This window comes from Pseudomonas sp., from assembly GCF_037994325.1.
Taxonomy (GTDB): Bacteria; Pseudomonadota; Gammaproteobacteria; order Pseudomonadales; family Pseudomonadaceae; genus Aquipseudomonas.
Genome location: NZ_JBBNAH010000214.1, coordinates 1 through 2,497 on the forward strand (window position 1 = coordinate 1; position 2,497 = coordinate 2,497).

A 2,497-nucleotide genomic window follows, 5' to 3' on the forward strand; every position below is an offset into this window, starting at 1 on the left:
GTAGATCAGCATGCCGAATACCCACACCAGCTCACGCGGCTTCTGATACGAACCGTAGAGCAAGCCACGGAACATATGCAGGTAAACCACGATAAAGAACGCCGAAGCGCCGGTGGAGTGCATCAGACGGATAATCCAGCCGTATTCCACATCACGCATGATGTATTCAACGGAGGCAAAAGCCTCTTCGGCGGACGGGGTGTAGCTCATGGTCAGCCAGACACCAGTCAGAATCTGGTTAACCAGAACCAACAGCGCCAGGGAGCCAAAGAAATAGAAGAAGTTGAAGTTCTTCGGTGCGTAGTACTTGCTTAGATGGTCTTCCCACATTTTAGTGGCGGGAAAGCGCGCATCTACCCACTCCATGAATTTGCTCATCAGGCTTTCTCCTGGTCCACACCGATGACAATGACGTCGTCAGACTCATAAGAGTGAGGCGGCACTGGCAGATTCAACGGAGCTGGTTGCGATTTATACACACGACCGGCGAGGTCATAACGCGAACCGTGGCAAGGGCAGAAATACCCACCGACCCACTCGGGACCGAGGTCAGCCGGAGCCACTTCAGGACGGAACGAAGGCGAGCAACCCAAGTGGGTGCAGATACCGACCAATACCAGAATTTCTGGTTTGATCGAGCGCACCGTCGAGTCAACGTAGGTGGGCTGTACGGAAGCTTTCGACTCCGGGTCAGACATACGATCGTGGATCTTGGTCAGGTTGCCCAGAATTTCCTCTGTCCGGTGAACGATGAATACCGGCTGGCCGCGCCACTCAGCAATCATCTGCTGACCTGGTTCGACTTTGCTGACATTCACTTTCACCGCAGCACCAGCGGCTTTCGCCTTGGCACTCGGGAACCATGACCCCACGAACGGGACCGCAGCACCCACCGCTCCTGCAGCACCAACCACCGAAGTGGCTGCTACAAGGAAGCGACGCCGGCCTGCATTCACGCCGTCATTGCTCATTCAGTCGTCTCCCATCAGCTTTGTGGCCTGTTGTTCAGGCGTCTACTAAGTAAAATTCAAGCCGCGCAAAAAATTTGCCAAATGGTAAAGAAAAGCCCCATTTCTGACAAGGCAATTACTGGATACAAAATGGCTAGAAGCCTTGCCGGACGCGGGATTTGCACGTGCGGCAAGTTGTCGCAAGCAATACTTTCGCCCATAAAAAACGCCCAGCTCCTTTGGGAGACTGGGCGCTTTTGAACGAAGAGCGAATTAACGCTTCGAGTACTGCGGACGCTTACGCGCTTTACGCAGACCGACTTTCTTACGTTCAACTTCGCGGGCGTCACGAGTGACGTAACCAGCTTTGCGCAGGGCAGGACGCAGAGCTTCATCATAGTCCATCAGAGCACGAGTGATACCGTGACGGATTGCGCCAGCTTGGCCGCTAACACCACCACCCAGAACAGTAACGTAGATGTCGAATTTTTCGACAGTCTCAGTCAGTTCCAGCGGCTGACGAACTACCATGCGGGCAGTTTCGCGACCGAAGAAGTTTTCCAGGGTGCGATTATTGATGGAGATCTTGCCAGTACCTGCACGCAGGAAAACGCGAGCGGTTGCAGTCTTGCGACGGCCAGTGCCGTAATTTTGAGTCGCCGACATAATGAACTATTCCGTTAAATCTTCAGTTCTTGGGGCTGCTGAGCAGTGTGTGGGTGAACAGCACCCTTGTACACTTTCAGCTTACGGTACATGTCGCGACCCAACGGGTTCTTCGGCAGCATGCCTTTAACCGCGGTCTCGATCACACGCTCAGGCGCCTTGGCGATCAACTTTTCAAAGTTGATCGACTTGATGCCACCCGGGAAACCGGAGTGAGAGTAGTACATTTTGTCAGTGGTCTTGGCACCGGTTACACGTACTTGCTCAGCATTGATAACAACGATGTAGTCACCGGTATCAACGTGAGGCGTGTATTCGGCTTTGTGCTTGCCACGCAGACGACTAGCGATTTCTGTGGCCAGACGACCCAGAGTCTGACCTGCAGCGTCGACGACAAACCAGTCGCGCTGAACAGTTTCCGGTTTAGCAGTAAAAGTTTTCATTCTTTAATAGCCTCAGGGGCCGCCCTGAAAATAAGACGGCGGATCTTACTGAATTGTGCGCACTTTGACAAGCAAAGGCAGCCAGAGACGGACGCTATCGGGGGCTCGGGTCATCACGTCCGTACGGCGAGTTCAAGCAGGCTAGGCATCCCCTGCTGAAAACAGCTGCGGAATTATGCCGATTGCAGGAAAAATATCAACCTGATTTGATGTGCCTTTTGCACGAGGAGAAATTCATGCAGTTTCGTAAGCTCGGCCGCACCGATCTCGATGTCAGCGCAATCTGTCTAGGCACCATGACCTGGGGCGAGCAAAACACGCAGGAACAGGCCTTCGAGCAAATCGATATGGCCCGCGCCGCTGGCGTTAACTTTATCGACACAGCGGAAATGTACCCAGTGCCGCCGCGCGCTGAAACTTACAGCCGCACCGAACAAA

General features: G+C 53.7%; 5 protein-coding genes. 1 reads left to right on the forward strand and 4 read right to left on the reverse strand.

The features are described from left to right. From AAAB16_RS07315 to rplM, 4 genes are all read right to left on the reverse strand, one after another. The coding region (locus AAAB16_RS07315; RefSeq protein ID WP_340662754.1) for a cytochrome b N-terminal domain-containing protein at positions 1–378 on the reverse strand (378 nt) is incomplete at its 3' end. Next, positions 378–971, reverse strand: coding sequence for a ubiquinol-cytochrome c reductase iron-sulfur subunit (gene petA / locus AAAB16_RS07320; RefSeq protein WP_110616660.1), 594 nt, complete (start codon positions 969–971; stop codon positions 378–380). The genes petA and AAAB16_RS07315, both read right to left, overlap by 1 nt. 252 nt (positions 972–1,223) lie before the next feature. Beyond that, positions 1,224–1,616: a 30S ribosomal protein S9 gene (gene rpsI / locus AAAB16_RS07325; RefSeq protein ID WP_108098496.1), complete on the reverse strand. Its 393-nt coding sequence runs from the start codon at positions 1,614–1,616 to the stop codon at positions 1,224–1,226. 14 nt (positions 1,617–1,630) lie between these two features. Beyond that, positions 1,631–2,059 (reverse strand): 50S ribosomal protein L13, encoded by a 429-nt coding sequence (rplM, locus tag AAAB16_RS07330; RefSeq protein WP_108098495.1) that lies wholly within the window; start codon positions 2,057–2,059, stop codon positions 1,631–1,633. A gap of 236 nt (positions 2,060–2,295) precedes the next feature. Here rplM and AAAB16_RS07335 point away from each other — a divergent pair. Then, positions 2,296–2,497, forward strand: a 202-nt coding sequence (locus tag AAAB16_RS07335) for an aldo/keto reductase (RefSeq protein ID WP_340662755.1), incomplete at its 3' end; no start/stop codon positions are given.